The organism is Trinickia symbiotica (genome assembly GCF_003028655.1).
GTDB classification, from domain to species: Bacteria; Pseudomonadota; Gammaproteobacteria; order Burkholderiales; family Burkholderiaceae; genus Trinickia; species Trinickia symbiotica_A.
On the sequence record NZ_PYUC01000001.1, the window covers coordinates 255,251 to 281,449 of the forward strand.

The window sequence follows — 26,199 nt, forward strand, 5'->3', positions numbered from 1 at the left end:
CGTAACTGCTGTTCTTTTCCTGGCACCGTCCCTCATGGACCTGCCGCGTCATTCACTGCCGTTGCGTGTCGCCTCGTCAGCCCGGCTTGCGCCCCTGCAACTTCACGAGCACCGGATAAGTCGTCGCGGGAGGCGGCGGCTCATCGACCTTGCCCAGCGCCTCGACAGCGGCGAGCACGGCGGCATCGATCTTCGAATCGCCGGTCGACTGCGCGATCGTCACCTTCGTGATGCGGCCGGCGGGGTCCATCCAGAGGTTCAGGCTGCCCGCGAAGCGAGCCCCGCCCGCCTCCTGCACGCCCTTGTCCTGCTCGATCGCGCGCTGCAGCACGTAGACCATGTACTGCGAGTAGCTCGCGTTGCCGAACCTGCCGCCCCCACCACTGCCGACCATTCCCGAGCCATCGCCGGCGCCGATGTTGAAGCTGTCCGTGCCCGCCTGCGCGGGTGCGTTCATCGTCATCTGCTTCGGCTGGTTGTCCGACGGCTTGGGCGTCTCGGAAGGCTTCGGCGCGACGGTCGGCTTGTCGACCGGCGTCTTCACTTCCTCCTTCACCTTCTCGGGCGGCGGCTTTTGCTTCGGCGGCGGCGGTGGCGGCGGCAGCGGAATGACGGTCGTCACCTGAGGCGCCGTGACGCGCTTCACGCCTGCCGTGTCGCTGGCGTAATGCCAGATCAGCGCGACGAGCGCGATCGCCACGAGCGCGATGACGACCGGCTTGATGAAGCGGCCCGGGCCCTTGTCGGGTGCGCCGCCGTTGTAGGTCATTTCCATCGCGTGTTCCTAGCCGCCCTGCTTCGCCTTGCCGGTCACGAGACCAACTTGCGAGAGGTCGAGACGGCGCAGCAGGTCGAGCACGTCCATCACCTTCTGGTACTGAACGGCCGCGTCCCCCTTGAGCACGATCGGAACGTCGGGATTCGTCGCTTTCTCGGTACGCAGCCGGCTCTCGAGCTCGTCCATCGTCACCGGGTAGGCATCGAGGTAGATCTGCCCTGAGTCCGCAACGGTGATCGCCTTCGTCTTCGGTTTCGCGAGACTCGCCGACGAGCTCGCCTTCGGCAGATCGACGCGAATGCCCTGCACCGACGCGGTTGTCATGATGATGAAGATGATGAGCAGCACGTACGCCAGATCCAGCATCGGCGTGATGTTGATGTCGTCGTACGGCTTGTCGTCGTCCTGAACCTGCATGGTGTTCTCCCGCTTTTCGTTCAGTCGGTTCGGTCGGTTCAGTCGGCCAAGAGCGCGTGATCGGGCGCGCGATGCGCTTCGGCGAGGCGCGTGACGAATTCGTCGACGAACACCTGCATGTTCGCGGTCACGTTCTTGTTGCGAATGAGCAGGTAGTTGTAGCCAAAGAGCGCCGGAATCGCGACGAAGAGGCCCGTCACCGTCGCAAGCAACGCGGCGGCGATACCCGGTGCGATCGCATTGACGTTGACGTCGCCCGAAGCCGCGATCGCCGCGAACGTGATCATCACGCCCACCACCGTGCCGAGCAGGCCGAGGAACGGACCGCCCGAGATCGCGATCGTGAGCAGCACCATGGACTTCGAGAGCCGTTGGTTTTCGCGCACGAGCGTTGCGTCCATCGATGCGCGAATGGCCTCGATCGATTCCGTCGTGATGACCGTGCGTCCATGCTCGTTCTCACGGCTGTGAATCTCGGAGACACCGGCCTTGTAGAGACGGTAGAGCGACGACTGGCTCAGACGACGGCCTTCCTCGCTCTTCTCTTCGACGTGCGCAAGGCCGACAAGGTGCTTGCCCGCGACCTGCCGGAAACGCTGGACGAAGTAGTTGTTCGCCTTGTCGACGGTGCCGACGTAGCGTGCCTTCGTCCACATGACGACCCAAGAAACGGCCGCCATCGCGAGCAGGATCGAGATCACGACCCATGCGTCCACGGTGACGGACTGCACGATCACGCCGAAGTAGCCGAAGCCGAAGCCGGACTGCTTCTCGTCGGCACCATAGGCGATCAGCTTCGATTCAGAGCCCTCGGACAAGGCGTCGAGTGCGATCGCTTCAGGCGTGCGCGCAATTTTCGAGAGGCGCAGCTCGTCGATCGCGCCGTTATAGCCCGCGAACGCCGCCGGCGCACCGGCCACGTCGCCTCCCACCGCCGCTGCGCTCGTGAGTGCCGGCAGCGTCGCCGCGACCTGCGCCACCGATTTGCCGTTGACGTAGACGGTCAGGTTCTTGCCATCGGCCGTCACGGCAATGTAGGCCCACTGATTAACCGCGACAGGTGCAGCGGCAGGCGTGCGAACCGGTGCGGCGCCTGCGTCGACTTCCGCGAACGGCACGCCGTTATCGAGTCCGATCAGCAATGCATTCGCGCCGTCGCGACGGCTATAGAGCAACGTATTGGCGCCAAGCGTCGCGGGCTTGATCCAGGCGCTGAACGTGAAGCTGCCTCCCGCGCTCACGTTCAGCGAGGGGCTGGCCGGCAGGTTCAGCGGCGTCCTGCCGTCGAACTGCGCGCCCTTGCCGACGATACCGTCCTCGATCGTTCGGGCCGGTGCGTTCTGCGCATTGTTCGCGTAGGCCGTCGCATCTTTCGGCGGCGTCCCCGATGCGCCGTTGAAGTGGTAGACGAGCGTGTAATCGGGATCGAACGTCTCGGCTGGCTTGCTGCCGTCATTGGCCTTTTTGTTGCCGTAGTACATCCAGATCTGCTGAGCGGCGCCCGCCGGCATCTTAGGGATGTCGACCCAGATCAGCGCGACGCCGAGCACGGCGTCGTACTGCTCGATCTGATAGTTGAGCGGCGTCTTGTCGTCGGCGGCCACGAAGCGGATATCGGCTCCGTTGTCGGCGAGACCGTCGAACTGGAAATTTCCGGGGTGCAGTCGGATCAAGAGCGGCATGCGGCCGGCCGAGTCCGCCACGTTGGCTCCCTTCGGGCTCGTGTCGATCGCGATCGACTTGCGAAACGACCAGTCGTTTTGCCACCAGGCGTTCGCGATACCCGGCAGCACTCCCAAAAGCACCGCCAACAAGAAAAACATGACTCGCTTCACAATCGACTCCCCGAATGAACCGGCTCGGCGCTCAGCACGTCGGCACGGCACGATCAAAAAATGTCCTCAGAATCCCAGTCGCACATAGAAATCGAACCGAGGGCTGTATTGCCTCGTATAAACGCCGGCCTTGAGCGGCCAGCCTGCTTCGAAATCCGCGCTCGCGTACTTTTGCAGCTGAACCCGCGTGCCGAAGCCGACGCTCAGCAGGTTGAAGGTCGCCGTCTGCTCGGGCAGCGGACTCAACAGCCACAGATGCGCCGCGTCGACGAACGCATGAAAACGCCACTCGTTGATGCGGCTGCCGACCGCGCCGCCGATGAACTTCGCGAGCGACGGGCTGCGCAATTCGAGCGAGCCGATCACGCCGCTGTCGGCCGTGTCTTCGGCCTGCATGTATCCGCGGACGTTCGTCATGCCGCCCGCCGCGAACTGCTCGCTCGACACGAGCGGCTCGTTCGCCATTTGCGCCGTCACGTGCGCGTTGGCCTGCATGTCGTTCATGAAGTTCTGCGTGTGGTTGACGTCGAACTTGCCGTAGATGAAATCGGGATTCGCGTTGTAGCGCTTGTTGTCCCAGGCGGCCCAGCTGCTGCCGATGCCGCGGATATTCGTCGTCATCGATGCGGAGAACGACGTCTGCGATTGCTTGAGATTGAGCTGGCCGTTGTAGGAGAGCGTCACGGGCACGTAGGTGAGCGGCGCCGACGACGCCCCCTGTCCTGCGATGCTCACGTCCTCGTCGTAGTGCTTGCGGTCGATTTCGATGCTGACCGAATGCGCGTAGGTATCGGTGGACGGCAGCGCATAGATGGCGGTCAGCCCGAAAGTCGTGCCTTTGCCGAGCACGTTCGTGCCGCCGACCGACGCGACGTTGCTATCCGAATGGAGCACCGTCGCGAGCAGACTCCAGTGCGAATCCTTGAGCGGTGCAAGGTACGAGAACGAGTAGACGCGCGCATCGTCGGGATGCTGCGGCGCGACGAGATACGTACCCGTAATCACATGGCCGAGCTGCCAGAGGTTCGAATAGCTGAGCGTCGCGCTCGTTCTCAGCACCGAGGTGCCCGGGCTGTTGTCGTTGTTGAGCTCGAACGTGCCGTGCCACGGGCTGTGATCGTCGACCTTCAGGTCGACGTCAACCGTTTGCGGCATCGCGCCCGGCTTCAGCACCGGAATCACCTGGCGATCGGGCGAGCGGTTGAGATCGGTCAGCTGTTGCTGCGCCTGATTGAAATCGGGCACTGTGCCTTCCGCAAGCGCGGGCACGGCGTCGCGGATGATTTGCGGCGAGTTGTATTTCTCGCCCTCCACGCGCAGCCGCCCGACTTTCGCTTCGACGACCTGCAACAGAATCACCCCGTTCTTGACCTGCTGTTGCGGCAACTCGACGACGACCGACTGATAGCCCTTGTCCTGATACACCTTTTGCAGCGCGTCGCGAGCCGCGTTGACATCGGCGAGCGTCTTGCCCGGGCCTTCGAACGGATAGACCGCCTTCTCGATCTCGAGGCTCGGCAAGGCCGTGTTGCCGCGCACGATGAATTCGTTGACATCGAACGTCTGTGGAACGCCGGCCGCGGGCCGGGCGGCTTGCGCCGCACCGGCCGCGTCCTGCGCTCGCGCCCCCGCAGCAAGACTTAAACCCCCTATCAGCGCGACGCCAGCAAGACACCGGCGCCTTGATCGCCTTTCATCGTGTGCTTCCCCGTCAACTATCGGCGGCATGCGCCCTTCCCCTTTGTCGCTGTTCATCCCGTGTCGGCGCGCCTTGATCCGGCATCGGTCCGCCGCTCATCGGCGATGCGCCACCACATATTTGTTTCAGACTGATGACGATAATTAGGAATCCTAATCAGTCGCCGCGTCTACTTTTCCGCTGTTCGAGCGCTCGTGCGCCGCAGCTAGCGGTTCCCTGCCTCCGCGTTAAAGAGCGAGTCCGTCGTCGACGCTGCGACTGTCCTCGTGTGCTTCAAGTCGATGCGTGCTCGCTTCGATTCCCGGTCCGTCGAAGCTCGCAATACGGCCACTATGAATAAGGACGAAATGAGCGCGCAAAACCCGCAAAATTCTTTTCATTGCGCACCTGCCCCGTGTTCATGAGCAGGCTTCCAACTAACTAGACGGAACGAGACGTTCATTGCCGCAAACTTTTTTGTATCGGCGAGGGCGCAAGCTTCGGCCCGTTGATGCGCTTGCGCGTGACGCAGCCGAGAATGGTCCCTTTCGAACGGGTAAGTTTTTGTGACATCTCGCAGCACGTTTAACTATTTAAGAATTGCGCGACCGTTATTGCCCCTCCTCGACGCTGCGCCGTTCTGCCGCGCTCAAATGCGCAAGCTCGCTGAGCCGGGCCATATCGCCCGCGCCAAGCTCGCCGCGTCCCACGATTTGCAGCGCGCTGTCCGCGTTATATGAAAGCGTTGAAAGCTTTTCGTTGCGGCGGCGCTTTTCGTCTTCCGATTCCGGGTCGCCGAATCGCGAACGCCCGAGAGATGCGCATGCGCACGCTCATTCGGCTAAACCTTTGCGGGATAGGCAGCGTCGAAACGTCTTATTCGATAAGGACCACAAATTACCGGTGAGATGTCCCATGTCGATCGCCACGATGCTGCGGTGGATTGCGGAACGATTGGCCGTCGCCACTCCTAGTCCGCATCGTACGCACTCGCGTACCGTCGCTTTCCGCCCGTCGCGCCACACTCTGCCGCCGTTGCGCTGGCGGCTGCCGTGGCTCGCCTGGCAATGGCTATCATGGGCCGCCGTCACGCTGCTCGCCCCGCCGTTCTGGATAATTGGCGTCTTGACGCTCATCAATCCGCACAGCGATGAGCCGTTTTTCTGGGGCGCGACGATGACGATCGTGCCGGTGGCGAACGCCGTGGCGATCGTCGCGACGAACCAGCACCACTACCGCGCGCCGTTTACGAGGCGCTGGGCCGTCAGCCGCTACTACTTCATCACCTGCATGGCCGTCAGCGCCGCGCTGTTTCTGATGTTGCTCTGCTGTACGAACGCCGTACCCAACGTCGTGAGCCCGCTCGCCGTCGCGACCTACGGTTCCCGACTCGTGACGCTCGCGGCATGGCTCGCCTGCCTCACGTCGGCTGTCGGCATATCGTCATCTGCCCATGCCAGCATCCTCCATGCGTGGCTGGCATTCGAGCCTTGATGGTTCGCCGGCATCGCGCATTCCGGATCGAGGGCCATGCATCGACACCGTCCTATTACAACGAAGACCGCACGCCGCGAACGAGGGATCGCGATCGTGACGGTCCTGCTCGTCGTCGCACTCGCGGCGACGCTCGCCGCGAGCGTGCTCTGGCGCCAGGAAGTCGCCACCCGTGACGTCGAGAATCAACGGCTTGCCGCGCAGACGATGTGGGCCGAGCGCGCGGCCGTCGAGTGGGCGCGCGCCGCATTGCGCGCGCAAAGCGCGACGTCGAACGTGACGTATATCGGGCAATCGTGGTCCGCGCCGGTCGGCGATGTGCAACTCGTCAACTTTCTGCCATCCGGCGCGGCCTCGGTCAACGGCGAGCTCGCGCGCGCGTGGATCTCCGGAGACGTCGAAGACGCCCAGGCCAAATTCAATTTAATGGATCTCGTGGATCGCCCGGCCCCGGGTCAGCCGTACCGGACGAATCCGGAAGGCGTGCTCGCATATCGTCGACTGCTCGGAGAGCTGTCGCTCGATCCGGCGCTCGCTCAGGCGACCGCCGATCGAATGGTCAGCTCGCTCAGTGACAAGCGAGGCACCGATGGATGGCCTTTGCAACTCGTTTCGGTATCCGACCTCGGCCGCATCCCTGGATATGACGCCCATGTAATCGCGGCGCTCGTCCCCTATGTGACGATCCTGCCGGACCAGACGATGGTCAACGCGAACACGGCAGCGGCGCCTGTGCTCGCCGCCGCGATCCCCACGCTCGCGCGCACGCAGGCGCAGCGGCTCATCGACCGGCGCGGCACCGCCTACTTCGTCAGCACCGGCGACATCGCAACTTCCCTCGCGCCTGTCCAAGGAAACGCGGCATTGCCTGACGGCTCGCTCGTCGGCGTCAACAGCGGCTATTTCATCGTCCACTGTCATATCCGCTCACCCCGGATCAACGCGCGAATCGATACGCTGATCGCGCGCTACGGAATCGGCGACTTTGCGTGGACGCAGGTTGTCTGGGTGCATCGAATCGCGAGCTGAACAACGTGCGTGGCAAACCGGGAAACAGTTCTCCCGATTGCGACGGTGCTATATTTCTTGCGGAGCGATAATTCGCCCCTTCCGCCAAAAATTCAATCGAGATGTTGCTTCTTATCAGGCAGTCTCTCAACGCTATCGATAGCGACTGCAAAGGCTCACGGACACACGATGAAGGCCAAATCCAATCAAAAGAAGAAAGGCAATCTCAGTGGGACCCAGCACGGTCCTTTTATTTGCCAAGAAGTTCTTTCGAGAAAATTTCCTGAAACAACGCTTGAAATCCAAAGGACTACCGGCGAGGTGATCAGCGCTTTTCCGTTGCTCGAACTCAGCGCCGGGCATCAAATCGCGCCGGATGGAGAGCTGATCTATGTCCTTACGGGTGGGCAAGCCAGTGACACGGGCATCCTGCGGCGATTGATTGCGGTAAACATGACAGAAGGTGTCGTTCGTGAGGTAGGCATCTCGACAAGCGCACTTCCCGCTGTCGATCGCGAGCACATCGCGTATTTCGAAAACGGCATCATCGTGGTTAGAAAGCACGACAGAACGCGAATCTTCGAGAAGCATCTCGGTCAATTGGGCGTGCTCCACGGAGGGCCTGCTCATGCCTGCGCCTTACTTCCTAACAGGCGCGTCGCGATCTCGCGTGGCCATCGCTGCGAAGAACAGATTGCCGATCTGACCGTCTTCGATCTAGACAGCGGTCGCGAGGAACATTGCGTCGAACTACCCGCCACAACCAGCTATAAAACTTTCGCGCCGGCTGCATTGAGAGGCGATCCGAGGGGCGAACTGGTTGCGATCTTGGGCTATCACGCGGGACTCGTACTCGTGGATCTGGCGAAGGGGATCGATGTCGCCGATGCTTACCAACCGGATCCGCTGGATCTGGCGGACGGAAGACCCACGCGTCACAGTCACCACAGTTATTCCGACTTCGCGTTCGACGCGGAAGGGGAGCGCCTGGCGGCGGCTTATCGCCCCGGAAAGCTGTCTGTTTGGAGCCGCAGCGGTGGCGTGCTCAAGCGGGAGTGGGTGGCGACGAATCCGAAAGCGCAACGGATCGTGACCTTCGACGAGGGCACGGTCGGATTTTTTGATTCCCTCGGTGAGCGAGCGGTTTTTGCGATCGGCTCCTAGAGGGGGCCTTCTCTCGAGTTTATTCTTGACCGTCGGGCGTAGCCACAGAGCCACAAAACCCACCGATTCTTCCGCATTGTAGCTCTTGGGCTACAAAGGTGACTTGCAAAATTGTGCTCTGGGGGCTACAGTGATCACTGATTTTGCCATCCTCGGTGCCTTGGGGCTACAAATGACGACACTGGCCGATGTCGCTACTATGCTCCGCGATGCGCGACGCGAAGCAAACCTGTCGCAGGAAGAGGCTGCGCAACGCGCCGGCGTAGCCCGCACAACGGTTGCCCGGATGGAGACGCTCGCCCGTGGCGACATGAGCGTCTCCGCACTCGTGCGGCTGCTCGAGGCGGCAGGTTACGACCTGCGCATCGTCAAGCATGGACATCGACGAACCCTAGAGGACATTCTCGCTGAGCAACGACAGGGTGAGGGCAGCAAGCAGCGCGCTTCAGGAGCTTGAGCTCGGCCATCGAAGCCGCTGGGTTCTCTGACCCTGAGCCAGCGGATAGTTTGAAGCAGGTAATCGGTCGCTCGGAATTGCTGGCGCCATCCCGCGAGAATCGATAAAGGCAGCTCGCTGCCGCGCGCAGCAACCCGCTCCAGGCGGACCGATGCAAAGCTCGACAGCTCTTGTTCGCGTTATGCAAGATTTCGCTTCAACCCCAATATCCGGGTGAAGCGGGCAAATAACTAAAGGTCATTAATATATGCAAACACATAATGCGTTTGCATATTATCGCGGATCAAGAGAAAATCACTAGACGCGTAATACGCATCGCGCCGATACCTCCAGGCGAATGCCCCAAAAGGTCGGGATCGGCGTGACGTACTCTAATCTGCATCGACGGAAGAAATGACCGTTTCCGAATTCAAAGGGCCTGATCTCACCGACACCCAGTGGGAGCATGTCAAAGCCCTCGTCTCATCGCTGGATTCCAAGCAGTTGCTCTGGATCAGCGGTTTTCTGGCAGGCTTCGAACAGGCGTCCTCAGCCAAAGCCGCGCCGGCGCCCTCCACGGCTCAAGGTAAATCAGGTGCCGGGCCCACCCGGCGGCTGACCGTGCTTTACGGCAGTGAAACAGGCAACAGCCGCACGCTCGCCAAAACGCTCGCGGAGCGCGCGGCGCAACGCGGTCTGGCCGTGTCGCTTCACGACATGGTCGATTACAAGCCGCGTCAACTGAAGGATGAGCAGGACGTCCTGATCGTAGCGAGCACATATGGCGAAGGGGATCCGCCGCAAACAGCGGCCGATTTCTTCGAGTTTATCGAGGGTCGGAAAGCGCCTAAGCTGCCTACCGTTCGTTTCGGCGTGCTCGCGCTCGGCGATTCGAGCTACGAGCGCTATTGCGAGGCAGGCAAGCGTCTCGATCGCCGTTTCGAAGAACTCGGCGCTCAACGCCTCGCGCCAAGAGTCGATTGCGACGTCGACTATGAAGAGGCAGCGAGTGCCTGGATCGACGATGTCCTCGACATCCTCGCTAAGACGGCGGCAGCAGGTGATAGCACGACGAGCACGGCCTTGCGGCTGTCTTCCGTGGCTGCAACGCCGACGCCCGCGATCGACAAGCACAACCCGCACCCCGCGCGCGTCATCGAGAACATCGTGCTCTCGGGGCGCGGCTCGTCCAAGGAAACACGTCACATCGAGCTTTCGCTCGAAGGCTCAGGTATTCACTTCGAGCCCGGCGATGCGTTGGGCCTGGTACCGACCAACGATCCCGCGCTCGTCGAAGGGTTGCTGAGCACGCTCAAGCTCGACGCGTCGCAGACGGTCGACATGAAGGGCAAACAAGCTGCGCTTGGCGAGGCGCTTGCTTCCCATTTCGAAATCACAACGCTGACGCCGCGATTCCTCGATCGTTGGGCGGAACTTTCCGGTGCGCAAACGCTGCGGAACCTGGCGGCGAGCGGCCACGTCGACGAACGCGCGGCCTACCTGAGCGGCCATCACATTATCGATGTGATCCGGCAGTTCCCCGTCGAGGGACTCGATGCCGCGACTTTCGTCGGGACGCTCCGGCCGCTGCAGCCGAGGCTCTATTCGATCGCATCGAGCCTGGCCGCCGCGCCCGAGGAGGCCCATTTGACCGTCTCGACCGTGCGCTATGAACTGCACGGCGAGCATCGCGCGGGCGTAGCATCAGGTCAGTTGTCGGACCGGGTCGCGCTCGATGCGAAGCTGCCCGTCTACTTGCATAGGAATCCTAACTTTCGGCTGCCCGGCGACGATGTCCCGATCATCATGATCGGCGCCGGCACGGGCGTCGCGCCGTTTCGTGCCTTCATGCAAGAGCGCGAGGCGCGCGGCGCGAATGGGCGGTCGTGGCTTCTCTTCGGCGATCGGCACTTTCGCACCGATTTTCTCTATCAGACCGAGTGGCAGAGGCTGCTCAAGGACAAGCTGCTGACGCGAATGGACGTCGCGTTTTCGCGCGACCGTCGCTCCGACGGCGAGGCGAAAGCCTATGTTCAGCATCGTTTGAAGGCGCATGCACGCGATGTTTTCGCGTGGCTCGAGGAAGGCGCCCACCTCTATGTCTGCGGCGACGCGAAGCGGCTCGCGCCGGACGTCCATCGGACGCTCGCCGAAATCGTCGCCGACGAAGGCGGCTTCGGCCCCGAGGCCACGCAGGACTATCTGCAGAAGCTGCAACGCGAACGGCGCTACCAGCGCGACGTCTATTGACGACGCGAAGCCTCTGGGTCATTGCCTTCGCATGGGAGGCCCCCGCCCCCGGGCGCGTATGAATGCTCGGGCGGCCCAGCACCATTCAAAGAGGATTCAAATGAGCGAAACCCATCCTCGGCCAGATCGCAGCCGCGATCTGTCACAGCCCGTCGAACGACTCAGCGCGGACGAACGGCTCAAGGCGGGAAGCGACCAGCTGCGCGGCACGATTCGGGAAGGACTGGCGGATCCGCTGACCGGAGCGGTTTCGGCGAACGACGCGAAGCTGCTCAAATTTCACGGCATGTATCTGCAGGACGATCGCGATGTCCGCGACGAACGTCGGCGGCAGAAACTAGAGCCGGCGTTTCAATTCATGATCCGCGTCCGAATGCCGGGAGGCGTCTGCACGAGCGAGCAATGGCTCAAGCTGGACGAGCTCGCACGCGCCCACGGAAACGCGACGTTACGCCTGACCACTCGACAAACGGTACAGTTTCACTGGGTGCTCAAGAACGATCTGCGCCCGCTCATTCAAGGTCTGAATGAAGTGCGGCTCGACACGATTTCAGCATGCGGCGACGATGCGCGCGGCGTCATGTGCTCGATCAATCCGCATCTATCCGCGCTGCACGCCACGGTGTACGACCTCGCGCACCGCGCGAGCGATCGCGCGATTCCGCGCATGCGCGCCTATCGCGAAATCTGGTATGGCGAAGCACGTGAACGTGAGCCCGCCGAAGCGCCCGAGGAGCCGTTCTACGGCAAGACGTACATGCCGCGCAAATTCAAGATCGGCTTTGCGATTCCACCCGTCAACGATATCGACGTCTATACGCAGGATCTCGGATTCATCGCGATTGCCGAGGACGGCGAATTGAAGGGTTTCAACGTCGTAATCGGCGGCGGCATGGGTCGCAGCGATCAATCGACGGCGACCTATCCGCGGCTCGCCGACGTGATCGGCTTCGTGACACCGGACAAAGTGCTCGAGACCTGCGATGCGGTAATGAGTGTCCAGCGCGACTACGGCGACCGCTTGGAACGCGCGCACGCGCGTTTCAAGTACACGATCGACGATCTCGGCCTCGATTGGGTCAAGGCCGAAATCGAACGTCGGCTCGGTTTCGCGCTCGCCCCCGCGCGTCCCTATACGTTCACCTCGAACGGCGATACGCTCGGCTGGCAAACGGGCGACGATGGAGCCCATCATTTGACGCTTTTCATCGAGAACGGCCGCTTGCACAATCAGCCGGACCGCCCGTTGCTGGATGGCTTGCGCGAAATTGCCCGCGTTCACGACGATACGTTTCGCCTCACGCCGAACCAGAACATCACGATCGCGCGCATCTCGGACGCGAACCGGGCACGCATCGAGCAATTGGCGCGCGACTATCGCCTGCTCGCGCCTGACTGGGGCAGCGCGCTGAGGGTGAATTCGATGGCCTGCGTTGCGCTGCCGACGTGCGGTCTTGCGATGGCGGAAAGCGAACGCTATCTCCCGTCACTTATCGCCCGTATCGAGGCGCTGCTCGAGCGGCATCGGCTCTCCGACGTTCCGATCACCGTCCGCATGAGCGGCTGCCCGAACGGCTGCTCGCGGCCCTATGTCGCCGAAATCGGTCTTTCGGGCCGGGCACCGGGCAAGTACAACCTTTACCTCGGCGGTGGCTTTCACGGGGAGCGGCTCGCCCGCATGTACCTCGAGAACGTCGGTGAAGACGGAATCCTCGATACGCTCGACAAGACGCTCGGCCACTTCGCGCGTGAACGGCACGAAGGCGAGCATTTCGGCGACTTCGTCGTTCGCACGGGTTACGTGGAAGCGGTCACCTCCGGGCGTGACTTCAACCGTTAGGGATGGTGTTCAGAACTCGTGGCCTTGTCCAACGCGCGTCGCTTGCCCGGGCGTGTTAATCCTTGTCAGCTTGCCGGATTGCGTGCCATGACGATCCACGCCGCGCCGTCGATCATCACCGACCGCTCGCCGGGGAGGCCCGCGAAGGCGGCACGAACCGCGGCCGAGGCGCGGGCGCGGATGTCGTCGGGTTGATCAGCGAGCGCACGCGACAGTGGGCCGACCTCGAGCGTCATCTTCACCGCGTCATCGATCGCCGCGTCTCGCGTCCCGCCCTCGCCGAACGGGACGGAAGCATCGAAGGGCGCGATAGCGATATCGGTGAAGCCGGCCGCCGTCAGGATGCGCGACACCCGCCCCCGGTCGCCGAACGAAAATGGACCGGGCGCTTCGGCAGCGGGCGGCGCGCTCGGCGGGAGGATGCCCTTGATCGCGCCCATCGGCAGGCGCACCCAATCGTTCTCGGCCATGCCGCGCCAGCAGACGAAAGCGACCCGCCCGCCCGGCCGTAGCGCGCGTCGCATATGGGCGAACGCCGCTGTCGGATCGTCGAAGAACATCACCCCGAAACGCGAGAACAGGATGTCGAATGCGCCCTCGGGCAACTCGGCGCTGCTGACGTCGGCCACCTGGAACAGGACGGGCGTATCTGGTGGCGCAAGCGCGCGCGCTCGGCCGATCAGCGGTTCGGATATGTCCACGCCCAGCACTTGGCCCCCCGGACCGACGCGGGCGGCCAGTGCCAGACTCGACGCGCCCGCGCCGCAGCCGACGTCCAGCACGCGCTCGCCCTTCGAGGGCGCGGCGGCTTCGATCGCGGCGTGGCCGAACGCCGCCACCATAGCGTCGAGCCGGGCCTGGTTGGCGACCCAGCGCTCCCCGCTTTGACCATTCCAGTCGGCCACCTGATAGGCATTCTGCTCTGTCATGTCATCTCCTTGTGGTGATTCGTTTTTAACAAGCTTCCCTTTGTTCGAGGCAAGGAGAGCGGAACCGATGCCAAGGTGCGTATCGTCTCGAACAAGCATCCGTGCTCTCAAACCAGCATCGACTGCTGGGCGAAGATGCCGGCCATCGCGCCCTGCGATGATGCCTGGGTGACCGAGGGCAAGAAGGGCGTGGCGAGGTCGCCGGCGGCGTAGATGCCGGGCATGCTGGTTTGGCCGCGCTCGTCGACTTTGAGAACGATGCCGGTGGGTGTATCGATCGTGGCGAGGCCCAGTGATTCATGCAGTCCCGCGGACGGCTTGTTACGCGGATGGGCGAACAGGACGTCGACCGCGACAATGCGGCCGGTATCGAGATTGACGGTGGCGATGTGGCCGCCGTCGTGGGCGATCTCGACGATCCGGCCATCGACGACAGGAATCTTGCGGCGCGCCAGATCGGCCTGGATGTCGGGCGCAATGTCATGATCATCGGCGAAGACAGTCAACTTGTCGGTCCAGTCGTGGAACAGCCTGACAGACTGGTGCGACTGCGGGCCGGACCAAACGAGGCCCCAATGCTGGCCGGCGACTTCAAAGCCGTCGCAATAGGGGCAGGGCACGATGGACGTGCCCCAGGTTTCGACAAAGCCCGGAACATCAGGCATCTGGTCGGCGACGCCATAGCTCAGGATCAGGCGGCGCGCCCTTAGGCTTTCGTGATCGTCAGTGACGACGCAGAAATCGTCGATGGCGCCAGACACGCTCTCGGCCCGGGCATTGACCAGCCTGATCGTTGGATAGCGCACCAGCTGCTGCCGCGCCTCGACCAGGATGTCCAGCGGCGGCTTGTGATCGTGGCCGAGCAGGCCATGCGAGTGGCCGGCAAAGCGGTTGCGCGGACGGCCGGTATCGAGAACGGTGACCTTGCGGCGGGCACGGCCAAGCTGCAGGGCGGCGGCGAGGCCGGCAAAGCTGCCGCCGATGATGATGACGTCATTCATGGTGATGGGCTCCGTGTTGTGGATGGAGGGGGCTGGGCCTTGTGCGCAATATCGTCCAGCGATACACGGTCAAGAGGGGCAGCGAGCAGGGCTTCGGCGTCGACGAGAAAGTCGCCCATCACTGCGTTGACCGGCCGGCCATTGCCGCTTCGATATCGCCGGGCGGCCCCGGGGAAACCTATTCGGAGGACGCCACCCATTGGCTTGCACATTTCAGGTACTATGTGGTATCGTAATTACAGTATTGAGATACTGTCAAGTACTGGAATTGTCGTGACCGAAAATAGCCAGCCCCGGCGTGGCCGGCCCGCCAACGAGGCGCTTGGCCAAACGATCATCGACGCCGCGCGCGAACTCTTTGTGGAATTGGGTTTTCAAGCGACGACGTTGGACAAGGTCGCGCAGCGGGCGAAGATATCCAAGCTCAGCATCTATCGGCACTTCGAGAACAAGGAGGCGCTGTTCAGCGCGGCCATCGCGGCCGGCTGCCATCAGTTGTTTGCACCACAGGCCCTTCTTGAAGGCGTCGACGGTTCGGTCGAAGATCAGCTCATGGCGGTGGGATCATCACTGCTTCGCACGCTGTTGAGATCAGACGTCCGCAGTGTCGAAGCCATGGTCATGGCCGACAAGACGAATCAAAAGTCGTTAAGCAAGCTCCATTACGAAGCCGGCCCCGCCCATGTCATCGCCCAAATCGAGGCCCTGTTGCGTCAGTTGCACGCGAAGGCGCTTTTGAACGTGCCTGATCCTCTCCGGTCCGCACGCTTGTTTGCCGCGCTTTTCAAAGGATCCGATCTCGTGGTCATCGCACGCTTCGATGAGGCGAGAGCGCAGAACGACAACGAAATCGAATCCTATTGCCGGTCGGCCGTCGCCATGTTCATCGCCGCGCACGGTGGCATCTAAAGGTGCGCTATCGTGGCCGATGAAGAACGCGCAGCAATTGCATACGCTGTTCGCCCTGAGCAACCTATGGATGATGCGTGGACGACTGACGGCGAGTCCATTGCATGAGCGCAAAAGCCGCCCGCGCGGGCAGGCAATCGGCGCCTTCTTTATGCCGAACGTCGCGCTGCATTCGAGCCAGGTGCCGCACCGCTTGCACCACATCGCCTCTATGTTGATGGCTCAGTGTGGCAAAACGAGTTCTGAACACCATCCTTAGTTCAGCGACGGTTCCCTCAACGCAACGACACTTGCCATTTGCGTCAACCCCGCGTAGTCGAACTCGAGCTTCGTAAAGCTCATTTCGCGAACTTCGCCGAGCAGCCGGTTCCAATCCTCGACCGATATGAGCAGCGCGATCGGCCGGTTGTATCTCGTCACCATGACGAGCGCATCGCTTGCATGCCGCAGCGCCTTCGACGGGTTGCTGCTGAAGTCGCGCGTGGCCATTGCGATCGTGCGAAGCCGGAACGCATGTGCCGAAACCGTTTCGTCTTCCTCGCGAAGCAAAGAATCGACCGTCGCCGCACGCATGCTCGCCTGCGATTTGGACGACAGCTTGTTCTCGCGCCTCTTTCTGCGCTCGCTACGCGGGTCGACGTGGACGGCCAGGCGATGGAGAAGCTCATCAAGCTCCGTCGCCGGCAACTGATCGTAGCGCCGCCACGATTCGGGCGGCAACGCGATCATCATTCCCGCGTACGTCGACCTGACGCCCGCGGCGATATGCGAAGGCAGACGCTCGAGGTCGCGCTCGTCGAGAGCAAGCGCATCGTCGACAATGCGCAGCGTCACGCTGAGCACGTTGTAAGCCATTGCCACGATGGCGCCGGCAAGCAACGACGCGCGCTGCGGCACCTCGGCGAGGAGCGGCGTGAAGTCGCGAACCGGATCGACGGGCAAGGGCAACATTTCGCGCCATCGGCACGATGCGAGCTGCACGATACGAACGGCATCGAGTTGCGATGCCGGCGCATTCGTCAGCACGCTGACGACCTTGCCTGCGCCGTCGTCACTACCGGCTCGGTGCCATTCGATACGCCGGAAGACGGACATCGCGTCCCACTCGTCGGCGAGCGCGACGGACTGCTCGTACACGTGCCCCCCGTCGAGCAGCCCTTTTTGCTGCAAATCGTCGAGCGCGCGATAAACGGGCGCGCAGCCATGCTCTGAAACGATGAACGCGGAACCTCGACGCGGCCAGGAGGATAACGTCGCTTCGACACTGAACTGCCCGTCGAGGATCCACAGCTCGCCAGGCCGAACCGATTCCATCAGCGCACCGACGAACTCGCGCTCGTTGATCTGACCACGCTCATACGGAACGAGATCGACGATCATCGCCAGATCGGGGTCGTAGACGGGTAGTGCTCGCAAGTCGGCCACCATCGAGCCGTGCCCTGCTTCGGCTGGCTCATTCTCGTGAACGCATCCGCCGGGCCCCGGCGAGCATTTCATGCCGGCCGACATCCGGCTTCCGTCGAGCACTTTAAGTCGAAATCCGTTGAGCGTCGTCGTTTGCGCGTGCGAGCGCGACGTCGCCGCGGAAAAAAGCAGCTCAGCGCTGTCTCTTAGCAAGGAACGGCCCCATTCGCTGCGAACGCGGCTCATCCTGTCGTGAAGCGTGGCCACGACCTGTGCAAACTCGACCAGCACGCCTTCCGACGGCACTCTCGAGAACCTAGCCTCGCCGGCCATAGCGGCCATGGCATCGACTGTCAGTGACATCAGTTGCTCGCGGACCTCTTCGCCCTCGTGCGCATTGTCGCTTTCAACGACGTCATCGATCGATTCCGCGTGCAGCGCGCATTGCATCACAAGCCTTGTCATCACCGCCATCGGGCTGTGTTCGACAAAGCGTTCCATGACCGTGCGTATCACTGATCACCCCGTCAGTTGTTTGATATGCTACTGCCCGCAACGGATCCATGAGGACCCGGCATGTATGTAGACCCGCGCGTGGCGCACGGCCGCGCCAAGTTCGACCTGAACCGATCGCCACGGATGTTCGCCGAAGAGCGCCGCTGGGAGATCAGCGACGTCATCACCCAATGCCTGGATAACTTCGCCGGGCCGCGCAATCGCCGCAACCTCATGCGGCTGCTCGAGCGTCAGGTCGCTCCGAAGCTCGCGCGTCTCGGGCTCGAGCCTTATGTCGGCCCGGTCGGCCACCTCGAAGGCTTGTTCCTCAATTTCTCGACCATGAGCGCCGATCACGGGCTGCGCGAGTTTCAGCTGCAGCTGACGGTCCCCGACCTCGTTCTGCGCAGCTTCGCCTCGTGCACGATCAAGCCGCACGCGGTTGCGCGATGCCTGCAGCGCAACGGCGTGATCTCGCTCGCGGAGATCGAGCGTGAAACGAGCGCGGCGTTCGTCTTTGCGCGCACGATTCGGCCGCTTGCGCTCGTCGAGCACTGGAAGCAGGTGGGCGTGCCGACGACGAATGGCCTCTTTGTCGGTGAGATGACCGACAGTGACGATATCTGCATGAACACCTATATCAGGCCCGGGGATAACGACCGGCCGTCCCGCTGGAGCGGATTTGCCGGACTCTTCTCCGACATGCCGCGCTGGAACGCCGACCAGATCCGGCAAGGAAGCGATCTGCTGCAATGGATGGTCAACCATATCGTGGCCTTGCAAAAGTCCGCCCCGTTCGTCGAGCGTTTTCCTTTTCTTACAGAACCCTATCGCAGCATCGATGACCCGCTCGACGCCACATGGGCCGCTGCCCGCGCAAGCGCGCGCGAGGATTCGGCGTCGTCGTGATCGAGTAGACCGCACCGTCTGCATTGCCTCGTATCGTCATCCGTCTCACGTAGCAATCGGCACAGCCATCCGCCGGCACTCCCGCCCGGATCCGCAATCCGGCTGCCGCGGGGGCCCACGTTTACTAGGTCGAAGTGAGTCCGGCTAACCCGCAGACTTTATTTCGTGCTCAAGCCGCGTTTGAAACTGAGATCACAAGGCGGGGGGCTAGACAAGAGAGTTGCGAGTCGCCCGAGGATTCGCGTTCGTAGGCTAGTGGATAAGCGGTACGCCATCGATGTCCGGCCAGCCCAGCATCCCAAGCAGCAGCCAGAGCCAGAAAACCTCATAGGCGGCGCGCGCGTGCTCGGCGCGTTGAGCGAGCCAACGACGGAAGGCTTCGAGCTCGATTTCGCTCGCGTCCTCGGAACGCAACAAGATCAGCCAGCGAACGGCGTCATCGCGAAGCTCCTCGGAGATCGCTTGCATATGCCGACAAGAATCTTCCGGTCGCGACTCGTTCATGATTGCGCCACCGCCCGCGGCGATTCGAATCCGCCGGCATTCCCTCGCGCGAGGCGCCCTAGCCCTCGCGCGAGGTGCCTTTGAGATACGCATCGTCGTTGCCCGCGACGTTGCGCGCCTGGCCTGTCATGCCAGGTTATTGCCGGCCCTCTCTTGTTATGTCGTATCGAGGGCCGCTAACCCGCAAACACCGGAAACGGGATCGGAGCGCAAGCCGGCGTGGAGGGAAGTTGTTAGCTGAGCAAGACGATGTTGCCCGGTAGCCGTGTCACATGCGCGCCATAGAGCCGGCCGACCATATCGACGACATCGTCGAGCTTAGTGATCGGAAATTGAGCCTGTATGCGATTCTCGCCGAGCGCCGTGTTGCGGAGAATGACCTGCCCAGGCCTGTACCGGTTGATTTCGTCGACGACTTCGGAAAGCGGCACGCCGTTGAAAACGAGCACGCCCCGGCGCCAGGCGGTGACGTTGTTCGGATCGACGCGAGAGACCGTCTGTACCCGCCGATCGTCGTAGATCACCTGTTCGTCCGCGCGCAGCGTGAGGCGGCGACGCGGATGCTCGAACTCGAGCGAGCCTGATAGGCACGTCACGCAGACTTGCCCGGCCGTCCGGCGAACGTTGAAACGAGCCACCTTGGCCTGTATGCGCCCTTCGCCCGCTACGACGGTAACGGGCTGCAGCGGGTCCACGCGATCGGCGGACGGCACCGCCGCGTCGATCTCGGCCTCGCCCGTCATGAGTTCAACGCCTCGCGCCGCGACGCGCCGGGGCAGGACGTCGAGCCGCGTCTGCGTGTTCATTTCGACGGTCACACGTGCCGAGAGCATGACGCGGCGCTGTTCGCCCGTGCCCGTGTGGTAGTCCGACGCCAGATCGGCCAGCGACGGCCACAGACGCATCGGCGGGCTCAGCGTGAGCCACGAAGCCCCTGCCGCGACCGCGAAGCCGACGAATGCGCGACGGCCCGTGCGGACCATTCGCTGACGACCGGTGGTTCGGCCCCGCCATGCGCCGGCAGTCGCGGCAGAATGCTCCTCGAGTGCGATCTCCGCGGAGGCTGTGCGCAGCGTGCTCCAGGTGTCGCGCAGTAAGTGCGCCCTTTGCGGATGGTCGGCGCACCACTGCTTGAACGCATCCACATCGGCCGGGTCCACGTTATCCGAGCGCAAGCGCAACAGCCACGCGCAAGCTTCTTCGTGCGCGCGTTCTGCCGAATCGACGTCAGCTTTCGTCATCATCTGCTTGCTCAAAATTTGCGAGGCCCGCTTCTCGCGTCCGGGTAAGGGTCGCCTGCTTCATGCATGCGCTCGAGGCAATATTTCATTGCCGCACTGAGCTCGCTCTCGACCAGACGCAGCGAAATGCCGAAGCGTTCGGCGATTTCGCGGTTCAACAATCCATCGACGCGCGCGGCGAGCAAAATAGCCCGCCGCCGCGGCGTGAGCCCGCGCAGGACTGCCTTCAGCGCCTCGACCTTGCGCCGCGCCGCGACGATCCGCTCCGGGTCCGCCAGCTCGTCGGGCAGCTCGAGCAGCGCCTCGACGTCGTCCTCGTGCGTATGACGCCGCTCGCTGCGATGCTGATCGATGGCGACGTTGTTCGCGATGCCGAGTATATAGGCGTCGGCATTGGCAACCTGCGTCGAGACGTTCGCGTTCTCGAGACGCAGCCACGTCTCGTGCAATGCGTCGGCGGCCCCGTCCTTCGATCCCGTCGCACGCTCGAGCCGCCTGACGAGATACGCATAGCGCGAAGCCAGGATCGCCTTGAGCTGGGAGCGGGTGCTATCGGACATGGCCGCCTACTCCCGTTCGCCCGGTTGCGGACAGGAGATATGGACGCCATGGCCGACGGGCCGCAACATGATCGTGACAGGCTGCGCCAAGCCGCTCGGCGGCGCCGAATCGAGCTTCAGTGAGCGCAACGCGTGCCCGATCGCCGCGTCGCGAGAGGCAAGACCGCTCGATGCCACCATGTTGACCGCCACCACAGTCCCCTTGTCATCGATACGCAGTTGCGCGATGAGCCGGTAGCTACCCGGCACTGCCGCGGGCTGCGCACACAGCGCTTCGGTCAGGCGCGCCTGCAGCATCGCCGCATACGCGCTCTGCTCTTTGTCAGCGCCGATCCCGTCGATCGGCAGGGCGGCGTTGGCCGCCGAATCGTCCGTTGAGGCCGCCGAGGAAGCCGCCGGCGCCGCCGCCGGCTCAGCTACGATGATCGCCTCGTCGGCGCCCGTGAATTCAGGCCTCAATCCCGTGCCCGTCAACACGCGCTCGAGCGCCTCGCGAGGCGAATAGTCGCCTTTCACGGCAGCGCTCGTCCGGCCTTCGAGCAGCGGCGCCGGCGCGAGCACGACGAGCTCCGTCATCCGCCCGAACGCCTGCAGCGCCTGCGCAAGCGGTTGCGCCGGCAGATCGAAATGCTCCGCGCCCGCAGGCTGATGCACATCCCGCTCTGCCTCCTGCGCCTGCCCGCAACGCACGACCAGCATCAGAAACATCAATAATGCAGTCATCGCCAGGACACCGGTAAGCGTCCGTGAACGTGTCATGAGTCAGTGGCCGGTACAGTAGTGAAGCGGGCGCCTTGCTGCGCAGCACGAACTCGCGCAGCCGGCTCCGAAGCGAGCGGACCACAGATCGTAGGGAATGACTGTGACAGTGCGGTGAAACCGGGCGGCGATCTACCTGTTGCCAAACAGCTTCCGACTTACTGTGAAGCCGACTCGAGCGTCGCCGATACCGTTGCCAGCCCTTCGTGCGCGTCGGCGCCGGCGTAGGCGTTGACGACGCGGACGCGCCACTCGCGGCGCGCCTCGTCGAGCCAATCCATCCAACTCGCGAAAGAAACGGTCTTCACCTCAATCTGACGAAGAGCTTTTGTCGCAATTCATGGCTGTCGCACGACGAAGTTGCCGATGCCCGTGCTGACGACAAGCAGCCGCGCCGCACCAGACGAAAGCGTAATGGTGACGGGCACGTCGATGCTTTCTCCGCCGAGCACGATCCGCGAGACGGACTGCCCGCTGCCCGTGTAGCGAACGGAAATGCCTGTTACGTCCGCGTGCCAGCGATGAGGTCGAAGAAGCTGATCGCGCATCGGCAGCCAGGTGCCGCTCTCGGCGCGTTGATAAAACGTGTAGCCGCCATCGACGGGTTGCCAGGCGATCTGCGCCGAGCGAACCTGCGCCTCGTCGTCCGCTGATTCGAGCAGGCTCGCGAGCCGTTGCGCCTCCTCCACCAGGTCCGTGCGACGGTTTCTCGAAGGAGAGAGCGTCACAACGGCCATGAGCAACCCGACAATTACGAGCACGACGAGCATTTCGAGCAGCGTGAAGCCTGCCGATCGAGGCGAATGTGACCACCTGCGCGAGCGCGGGCCACGGCAGCGGTGCCGATGCAATGCCGAACGCCGGTGGGGTCGCAGCGTTGCCGGCCTCGAGGCAACGTACGCGCCGCTATCGCGACTATTGCCAGGAGCCGATATCCGCATCGTTTCCCTCTCCGCCAGCCTTGCCGTCGGCGCCGTAGCTGAACACGTCGATTTCGCCGTGCACACCCGGGTTGATGAGTTGATACGGATGCCCCCACGGATCGCTCGGGAGTTTCTCCAGATAGCCCCCGTCTTTCCAATTGTTCGGCACCGGATCTGTCGTCGGCTTCTGAACGAGCGCCTGCAGTCCCTGGTCCTGACTCGGATAGCGGCCGTTGTCTAGCCGGTAGAGGTTGAGCGCCTGCATGATCGAGCCGATATCTTGCTTGGCGGCAACGCGGCGCGCCTCGTCTGGCCGGCTCATGATCTTCGGCACGATCAACGCGGCAAGGATGCCGAGAATCGCGATGACGACCATGATCTCGATCAGAGTGAAGCCGCGCTGCATACGGCGTCTCGCCATTGAATGAGCGGGCCCCGAGCACGCCGGCTCACGCCTTATCGATAGCGTCATCATTCGTTCACCTTGCCTCAAAAATTCGAGCACGTTGTTCCTCGGGATGGCACCTCCACTGACTTCCGTCCCTCTCAGGCTCGATTCTGCATGGATCGGCTCGACCAAGTACCCGAGCGTGTTTTGCATTGAGACCGGAGCACGCATCACTGGACCATGTTGTTCAGATCGATGATCGGCATCATCACCGCCAGAACGATCACCAGGACCACGCCACCCATCGCAAGGATCAAGAGCGGCTCGAGCAAGCTCGTCAGGAACATCGTGCGGCGCTCGAGCTCGCGGCCCTCGCCTTCCGAGGCGCGATCGAGCATCGTCGTCACGTCGCCGGTCGCTTCGCCCGAGCGAATGAGGTGCACGAGCACCGGCGGAAACGTCTTCGTATTGCCTAGTGCGCGCGAAAGCGACGAGCCTGAGCGCACGCGCACGATCGCATCGTCGATCTTGCCAAGCATGGCGCGATTGCTCAGCGTTTCGCCCGCCGCCTGCAGCGCACGCAGAATCGGCACGCCGGCGGCCGTCAGAATTGCGAGCGTGCTCGCGAAGCGGACCGTGTTGTAGCCGCGCACCAGCTTGCCGGCGAGCGGCGCCGTCAAGACCCATCGATCGAACGCGAGCCGTGGGCCGGACTGCGCGAGGACGCGGCGCACGAACCAAATCGCGACGACAAGCCCGGTCAGCGTCGCCCACCACCAGTGCCTCACGCAGTCCGACAGCCCAAGCATCATCACCGTCAACAACGGCAATTGCTGCTTCGTGCTCGTGAAGACGTTGGCAACTTGCGGCACCACGTAGCTCAGCAAAAACGCCACGATGCCGAACGCGATGACCGTGACGACAGCTGGGTAGGTGAACGCGAGCAGGATCTTCTGCTTGAGCGCGTTGCTCTGCTCGATATAGTCGGCAAGGCGCGACAATACGACGCCGAGCTTGCCCGTGTGCTCGCCCGCCGCGACGAGCGCGCGGTAGATATCGGGGAAATCGCGCGGATGCTGCGTCAATGCGTTAGCGAATGAATGACCGCCGACTACTTCGGCCCGGATCGACGCCATCAATTCGCGCACGTACTCGCGCTCGGCCTGCTCGCTGAGTACGGAAAGCGTCTCGTCGAGAGGCAGGCCGGCGATGAGCAGGCTCGCGAGCTGGCGCGTGAGGATCGCCTGCTCGCGCTGCGATAGCTTTTTTCCGAGGGCGAGGCGCTGACTGCGCTCGCCGTGCAGCCGCGCGGCGGCAAGTTCGACGGCAAGCGGCGTCAAGCCCTGCGAACGCAACTGGCTGCGGCCGGCTTTCGCGCTGTCCGCCTCGAGCACGCCCTTGAGCGTTTTGCCCGTCTGATCGATCGCCTCGTAACGAAACGCCGACATGTCATTGCCCCCCGTATCTCGGCATCCGCGGCATTGCGGTGGATCCAGACTCGCTGGGCAAAGACTAAGCAGCGAACTAGATCAAAAATGTGACAAGAGTTACGCAACATTTTTGCCGACTCATCCAAAACGGACCCTTATGTATGGCGGCACCGTCGACGCCGACCTCCTTTTTATAGATTGATTCGCTTCCGACTCAATCTGCTATATATTTCCATGTCCTTCATAAAAACGACTTGCGTTCGCGTTTGATCTCGATGAAAGCTTATTGGCAGAAAAAATGTTAGCCCAACATTGGTTATAAAAAATTCACACGTTTTAATGTAAATCCGTTCTAAATTGATCCGGCAGTCGGCGTGACACCACGATCATGACTGCAATAGTGGGCTTTCCGTTTATCTTCGTTCAAAGGAATTTCTCATGAAATCCAGCAAGCGCAAGATCTGTCAGGCTATCACCCTCGTAATTTCGGCTCTCGGCGCCTCGGTAGCCATGGCGCAAACGCCGCCGTCGCTGCTCGGCGGGGGCTCGTCGCTCGTCGCTCCGACGATCGGCTCGGAAATCTCTGTGTTCCCGGCTGCTGATGGTACGGCCACGTACTACTCCGTCGGCTCCGGCGCCGGTCAAAGCGCGTTCCTGAACAACCAACCTTCGTTTTTCGGCTCGACGGTGACCGGCACCGTCGATTTCGCCAACAGCGATGCGCCGTTGTCGACCTCGCAAATCTCGGCCTACACGTCGACGGGCGGGCTCGGCGTTACGAATGGTCCGCTGATCCAACTGCCGTATATCGTTACGCCGATCACGATTCCCCTCGTGAACGCTCCGACGGGTACGGGTCCGGCGCTGCCTGGCAGCACGACGCCCACGGTTGCCCTCAACGACGACGATCTGTGCGGGATTTTCTCGGGCAAGCTCACGGACTGGAACCAGGTGACCAATCCGGTCAACGGCTCGTTGTATTCGACGACGAGCAAGCCGATTACGGTCGTCTATCGGGCTGACAAGAGCGGTACGAGCGACCTGCTGACCGCTCACCTGGCTCAGGTCTGCCACACGACACCGTTCGTGCGCAACGGCGTGACGGTGTCGGCGAACTCGAACATCACGTTCACGGAATCGCAAAACTTTGGCGGCGAATTCACGACTGTTCCGTCGACCTTCAAGTCCGCAACGGGTAGCAGCGGTGTCGCTGCAAGCCTGTTGGCGCTCTCGGGCGCTGGAGTCGGCTATCTGAGCCCGGACTACACGAACACGTTCCTCGCACCTTCGAGCGCGCCGGCCAAGGCCAACAACCTGTCGGTGGCGAGCCTGCACAACGACTTCAGCGGTGCTAACGTGACGCCGACGTATGCGAACGCAACGGCAGCGATCGGCACGGTTTATCCTCCCGGAACGACCCAGAACCAGAACGACCCGACCGATCCTTCGCAATGGGTGCCGAACGCCAGCAACCCGACCGTCGGCTATCCGATCTCAGGCACGAGCCAGATCATCGTCAGCCAGTGCTATCAAAACCACAACAACAACCCGACGGTTGCGAACTCGGTCATCGATTTCCTGAACCTGCACTACACGAGCAATGCCTCGATTCTCCATGGCAATGGCTTCGATTCAGTGCCGTCGAGCTTCATTACGGCTATCCAGGCTGATTTCCTCGGCAATTCGAGCGGACTGGGACTGGATATCGGCGACACCAGCGTTTGCACGGGTACCACTGTTGGTCGCTAACTCGACGATCTAACGGCGCGGTTTGCCGGCTTTCCGTCACGGCTCGGGATTCCCGAGCCGTGATTTTTTATGGATCTTTTAGGTAGATCTGACCGCAG

Annotated in this window: 24 protein-coding genes and 1 pseudogene; 10 read left to right on the forward strand and 15 right to left on the reverse strand. The window is 62.5% G+C overall.

Translation table 11 applies throughout. From position 1 onward, the window contains the following. Positions 1-76: 76 nt before the first annotated feature. The 4 genes from C9I57_RS01110 to C9I57_RS01125 form a co-directional block, all read right to left on the reverse strand. Positions 77-775 (reverse strand): TonB family protein, encoded by a 699-nt coding sequence (locus tag C9I57_RS01110; protein WP_107148803.1) that lies wholly within the window; start codon positions 773-775, stop codon positions 77-79. 9 nt (positions 776-784) lie between these two features. After that, positions 785-1,195: an ExbD/TolR family protein gene (locus C9I57_RS01115; protein WP_107148804.1), complete on the reverse strand. Its 411-nt coding sequence runs from the start codon at positions 1,193-1,195 to the stop codon at positions 785-787. Between the two features lie 38 nt (positions 1,196-1,233). Then, a complete protein-coding gene (locus tag C9I57_RS01120) occupies positions 1,234-3,018 on the reverse strand; it encodes a DUF2341 domain-containing protein (RefSeq protein WP_181321683.1) in 1,785 nt (594 codons plus the stop codon). A gap of 78 nt (positions 3,019-3,096) precedes the next feature. Then, on the reverse strand, positions 3,097-4,758 hold the full coding sequence (locus C9I57_RS01125; RefSeq protein WP_107149228.1) for a ShlB/FhaC/HecB family hemolysin secretion/activation protein: 1,662 nt from the start codon (positions 4,756-4,758) through the stop codon (positions 3,097-3,099). Positions 4,759-5,623: 865 nt separating this feature from the next. Between C9I57_RS01125 and C9I57_RS01130 the strand changes: the two genes are divergently transcribed. The 6 genes from C9I57_RS01130 to C9I57_RS01155 all read left to right on the forward strand — a co-directional run bounded on the left by C9I57_RS01130 (position 5,624) and on the right by C9I57_RS01155 (position 12,900). Then, positions 5,624-6,202: a hypothetical protein gene (locus C9I57_RS01130; protein WP_107148806.1), complete on the forward strand. Its 579-nt coding sequence runs from the start codon at positions 5,624-5,626 to the stop codon at positions 6,200-6,202. A 36-nt stretch (positions 6,203-6,238) separates the two neighbouring features. After that, a complete protein-coding gene (gspK, locus tag C9I57_RS01135; protein WP_107148807.1) occupies positions 6,239-7,231 on the forward strand; it encodes a type II secretion system minor pseudopilin GspK in 993 nt (330 codons plus the stop codon). Positions 7,232-7,399: 168 nt separating this feature from the next. Next, a complete protein-coding gene (locus C9I57_RS01140) occupies positions 7,400-8,374 on the forward strand; it encodes a hypothetical protein (protein WP_107148808.1) in 975 nt (324 codons plus the stop codon). 172 nt (positions 8,375-8,546) lie between these two features. Continuing rightward, the gene (locus tag C9I57_RS01145; protein ID WP_107149229.1) at positions 8,547-8,831 is read left to right on the forward strand and encodes a helix-turn-helix domain-containing protein; all 285 of its coding nucleotides are present in this window, start codon (positions 8,547-8,549) and stop codon (positions 8,829-8,831) included. Positions 8,832-9,224: 393 nt separating this feature from the next. Continuing rightward, complete coding sequence (locus C9I57_RS01150) at positions 9,225-11,060, forward strand: assimilatory sulfite reductase (NADPH) flavoprotein subunit (RefSeq protein ID WP_107148809.1); 1,836 nt, start codon at positions 9,225-9,227, stop codon at positions 11,058-11,060. Between the two features lie 100 nt (positions 11,061-11,160). Beyond that, complete coding sequence (locus C9I57_RS01155; protein ID WP_107148810.1) at positions 11,161-12,900, forward strand: NADPH-dependent assimilatory sulfite reductase hemoprotein subunit; 1,740 nt, start codon at positions 11,161-11,163, stop codon at positions 12,898-12,900. Positions 12,901-12,965: 65 nt separating this feature from the next. On the opposite strand, the gene C9I57_RS01160 is transcribed toward C9I57_RS01155, so the two are convergent. Continuing rightward, on the reverse strand, positions 12,966-13,829 hold the full coding sequence (locus tag C9I57_RS01160; protein WP_107148811.1) for a class I SAM-dependent methyltransferase: 864 nt from the start codon (positions 13,827-13,829) through the stop codon (positions 12,966-12,968). A 107-nt stretch (positions 13,830-13,936) separates the two neighbouring features. Further along, the gene (locus tag C9I57_RS01165; protein WP_107148812.1) at positions 13,937-14,830 is read right to left on the reverse strand and encodes an NAD(P)/FAD-dependent oxidoreductase; all 894 of its coding nucleotides are present in this window, start codon (positions 14,828-14,830) and stop codon (positions 13,937-13,939) included. Between the two features lie 273 nt (positions 14,831-15,103). Here C9I57_RS01165 and C9I57_RS01175 point away from each other — a divergent pair, with 273 nt between their 5' ends. Further along, positions 15,104-15,739: a TetR/AcrR family transcriptional regulator gene (locus C9I57_RS01175; protein WP_107148814.1), complete on the forward strand. Its 636-nt coding sequence runs from the start codon at positions 15,104-15,106 to the stop codon at positions 15,737-15,739. Then, positions 15,730-15,827 (forward strand): annotated as a pseudogene (locus C9I57_RS01180) (IS5/IS1182 family transposase); the annotation flags it as partial. The gene C9I57_RS01175 and the pseudogene C9I57_RS01180, both read left to right, overlap by 10 nt. 167 nt (positions 15,828-15,994) lie before the next feature. Here the strand turns inward: C9I57_RS01180 and C9I57_RS01185 are convergent. Further along, positions 15,995-17,608: a type II toxin-antitoxin system Phd/YefM family antitoxin gene (locus C9I57_RS01185; RefSeq protein ID WP_258187435.1), complete on the reverse strand. Its 1,614-nt coding sequence runs from the start codon at positions 17,606-17,608 to the stop codon at positions 15,995-15,997. A 111-nt stretch (positions 17,609-17,719) separates the two neighbouring features. Between C9I57_RS01185 and C9I57_RS01190 the strand changes: the two genes are divergently transcribed. Further along, entirely contained in the window at positions 17,720-18,547 is an 828-nt protein-coding gene (locus C9I57_RS01190) for a hypothetical protein (RefSeq protein ID WP_107148816.1), read from the forward strand. A gap of 252 nt (positions 18,548-18,799) precedes the next feature. Here the strand turns inward: C9I57_RS01190 and C9I57_RS01195 are convergent, their stop codons facing one another. From C9I57_RS01195 to gspF, 8 genes are all read right to left on the reverse strand, one after another. Next, positions 18,800-19,015, reverse strand: coding sequence for a FecR/PupR family sigma factor regulator (locus C9I57_RS01195; RefSeq protein WP_107148817.1), 216 nt, complete (start codon positions 19,013-19,015; stop codon positions 18,800-18,802). 269 nt (positions 19,016-19,284) lie between these two features. Beyond that, positions 19,285-20,295, reverse strand: coding sequence for a FecR family protein (locus C9I57_RS01200; protein ID WP_107148818.1), 1,011 nt, complete (start codon positions 20,293-20,295; stop codon positions 19,285-19,287). Between the two features lie 8 nt (positions 20,296-20,303). Next, positions 20,304-20,852, reverse strand: coding sequence for an RNA polymerase sigma factor (locus C9I57_RS01205; protein ID WP_107148819.1), 549 nt, complete (start codon positions 20,850-20,852; stop codon positions 20,304-20,306). A 6-nt stretch (positions 20,853-20,858) separates the two neighbouring features. Continuing rightward, positions 20,859-21,575, reverse strand: a complete 717-nt coding sequence (locus C9I57_RS01210) for a secretin and TonB N-terminal domain-containing protein (protein WP_258187436.1) — start codon at positions 21,573-21,575, stop codon at positions 20,859-20,861. A 194-nt stretch (positions 21,576-21,769) separates the two neighbouring features. Next, positions 21,770-21,892, reverse strand: coding sequence for a hypothetical protein (locus tag C9I57_RS01215; protein WP_107148821.1), 123 nt, complete (start codon positions 21,890-21,892; stop codon positions 21,770-21,772). A gap of 57 nt (positions 21,893-21,949) precedes the next feature. Beyond that, positions 21,950-22,552: a GspH/FimT family pseudopilin gene (locus tag C9I57_RS01220; protein ID WP_107148822.1), complete on the reverse strand. Its 603-nt coding sequence runs from the start codon at positions 22,550-22,552 to the stop codon at positions 21,950-21,952. Further along, positions 22,527-22,955 carry a type II secretion system major pseudopilin GspG gene (gene gspG / locus C9I57_RS01225; RefSeq protein ID WP_107148823.1) on the reverse strand — a complete coding sequence of 143 codons (429 nt, stop codon included), beginning with the start codon at positions 22,953-22,955 and terminating at the stop codon, positions 22,527-22,529. The genes C9I57_RS01220 and gspG overlap by 26 nt, the downstream gene beginning before the upstream one ends. A gap of 197 nt (positions 22,956-23,152) precedes the next feature. Continuing rightward, on the reverse strand, positions 23,153-24,370 hold the full coding sequence (gspF, locus tag C9I57_RS01230; RefSeq protein ID WP_107148824.1) for a type II secretion system inner membrane protein GspF: 1,218 nt from the start codon (positions 24,368-24,370) through the stop codon (positions 23,153-23,155). Positions 24,371-24,790: 420 nt separating this feature from the next. Between gspF and C9I57_RS01235 the strand changes: the two genes are divergently transcribed. Then, positions 24,791-26,101 (forward strand): substrate-binding domain-containing protein, encoded by a 1,311-nt coding sequence (locus C9I57_RS01235; RefSeq protein WP_107148825.1) that lies wholly within the window; start codon positions 24,791-24,793, stop codon positions 26,099-26,101. Positions 26,102-26,199: the final 98 nt, after the last annotated feature.

What these genes read in the sequence shown, in the direction of transcription:
- C9I57_RS01115 (WP_107148804.1), bottom strand. Translation starts at nt 1,195, where the DNA reads ATGCAGGTTCAGGACGACGACAAGCCGTACGACGACATCAACATCACG.
- C9I57_RS01110 (WP_107148803.1), bottom strand. Translation starts at nt 775, where the DNA reads ATGGAAATGACCTACAACGGCGGCGCACCCGACAAGGGCCCGGGCCGC.
- C9I57_RS01145 (WP_107149229.1), top strand. Translation starts at nt 8,547, where the DNA reads ATGACGACACTGGCCGATGTCGCTACTATGCTCCGCGATGCGCGACGC.
- C9I57_RS01120 (WP_181321683.1), bottom strand. Translation starts at nt 3,018, where the DNA reads ATGTTTTTCTTGTTGGCGGTGCTTTTGGGAGTGCTGCCGGGTATCGCG.
- gspF (WP_107148824.1), bottom strand. Translation starts at nt 24,370, where the DNA reads ATGTCGGCGTTTCGTTACGAGGCGATCGATCAGACGGGCAAAACGCTC.
- C9I57_RS01150 (WP_107148809.1), top strand. Translation starts at nt 9,225, where the DNA reads ATGACCGTTTCCGAATTCAAAGGGCCTGATCTCACCGACACCCAGTGG.
- C9I57_RS01160 (WP_107148811.1), bottom strand. Translation starts at nt 13,829, where the DNA reads ATGACAGAGCAGAATGCCTATCAGGTGGCCGACTGGAATGGTCAAAGC.
- C9I57_RS01220 (WP_107148822.1), bottom strand. Translation starts at nt 22,552, where the DNA reads ATGCGGATATCGGCTCCTGGCAATAGTCGCGATAGCGGCGCGTACGTT.
- C9I57_RS01185 (WP_258187435.1), bottom strand. Translation starts at nt 17,608, where the DNA reads ATGACAAGGCTTGTGATGCAATGCGCGCTGCACGCGGAATCGATCGAT.
- C9I57_RS01125 (WP_107149228.1), bottom strand. Translation starts at nt 4,758, where the DNA reads ATGCCGCCGATAGTTGACGGGGAAGCACACGATGAAAGGCGATCAAGG.
- C9I57_RS01190 (WP_107148816.1), top strand. Translation starts at nt 17,720, where the DNA reads ATGTATGTAGACCCGCGCGTGGCGCACGGCCGCGCCAAGTTCGACCTG.
- C9I57_RS01210 (WP_258187436.1), bottom strand. Translation starts at nt 21,575, where the DNA reads ATGACTGCATTATTGATGTTTCTGATGCTGGTCGTGCGTTGCGGGCAG.
- gspG (WP_107148823.1), bottom strand. Translation starts at nt 22,955, where the DNA reads ATGGCGAGACGCCGTATGCAGCGCGGCTTCACTCTGATCGAGATCATG.
- C9I57_RS01130 (WP_107148806.1), top strand. Translation starts at nt 5,624, where the DNA reads ATGTCGATCGCCACGATGCTGCGGTGGATTGCGGAACGATTGGCCGTC.
- C9I57_RS01215 (WP_107148821.1), bottom strand. Translation starts at nt 21,892, where the DNA reads ATGGATTGGCTCGACGAGGCGCGCCGCGAGTGGCGCGTCCGCGTCGTC.
- C9I57_RS01200 (WP_107148818.1), bottom strand. Translation starts at nt 20,295, where the DNA reads ATGATGACGAAAGCTGACGTCGATTCGGCAGAACGCGCGCACGAAGAA.
- C9I57_RS01205 (WP_107148819.1), bottom strand. Translation starts at nt 20,852, where the DNA reads ATGTCCGATAGCACCCGCTCCCAGCTCAAGGCGATCCTGGCTTCGCGC.
- C9I57_RS01140 (WP_107148808.1), top strand. Translation starts at nt 7,400, where the DNA reads ATGAAGGCCAAATCCAATCAAAAGAAGAAAGGCAATCTCAGTGGGACC.
- gspK (WP_107148807.1), top strand. Translation starts at nt 6,239, where the DNA reads ATGCATCGACACCGTCCTATTACAACGAAGACCGCACGCCGCGAACGA.
- C9I57_RS01235 (WP_107148825.1), top strand. Translation starts at nt 24,791, where the DNA reads ATGAAATCCAGCAAGCGCAAGATCTGTCAGGCTATCACCCTCGTAATT.
- C9I57_RS01195 (WP_107148817.1), bottom strand. Translation starts at nt 19,015, where the DNA reads ATGCAAGCGATCTCCGAGGAGCTTCGCGATGACGCCGTTCGCTGGCTG.
- C9I57_RS01155 (WP_107148810.1), top strand. Translation starts at nt 11,161, where the DNA reads ATGAGCGAAACCCATCCTCGGCCAGATCGCAGCCGCGATCTGTCACAG.
- C9I57_RS01165 (WP_107148812.1), bottom strand. Translation starts at nt 14,830, where the DNA reads ATGAATGACGTCATCATCATCGGCGGCAGCTTTGCCGGCCTCGCCGCC.